Genomic DNA, 393 nt, shown 5'->3' with positions numbered 1-393 from the left:
CACCGTGCGGGTTCGACCCCCGCCCTCGGCACCATATGCGCCCGTAGCTCAATTGGATAGAGCGTTTGACTACGGATCAAGAGGTTAGGGGTTCGACTCCTCTCGGGCGCGTTTTCTTTCGGGAAGTGGCTCAGCTTGGTAGAGCACCTGGTTTGGGACCAGGGGGTCGCAGGTTCAAATCCTGTCTTCCCGATACTTGTTTGGGGCCTTAGCTCAGCTGGGAGAGCGCCTGCCTTGCACGCAGGAGGTCAGCGGTTCGATCCCGCTAGGCTCCACCAAAAAAGTTCTTTGAAAACTGAACGAAACAAACAACGTGAAACGTCAATTTTTATTTTATGATGCTAGACAAACTAACTTTATTGGAGAGTTTGATCCTGGCTCAGGATGAACGCT

The 393-nt window shown here is 52.4% G+C and carries 3 tRNA genes; all 3 read left to right on the top strand.

The features are described from left to right. The first annotated feature begins 37 nt into the window (after positions 1-37). A tRNA-Arg gene (locus MR079_RS28510) sits at positions 38-111 on the top strand. 8 nt (positions 112-119) lie between these two features. Next, positions 120-193, top strand: a tRNA-Pro gene (locus tag MR079_RS28505). Positions 194-202: 9 nt separating this feature from the next. Beyond that, positions 203-278 (top strand) — tRNA-Ala (locus MR079_RS28500). The last annotated feature ends 115 nt before the right edge of the window (positions 279-393 follow it).

This window comes from Bacillus cereus group sp. BfR-BA-01381, assembly GCF_022663555.1.
GTDB lineage: Bacteria > Bacillota > Bacilli > Bacillales > Bacillaceae_G > Bacillus_A > Bacillus_A pacificus.
Note: the sequence above shows the minus strand (reverse complement) of the source record. Positions and strands in the feature narration are given on the sequence as shown.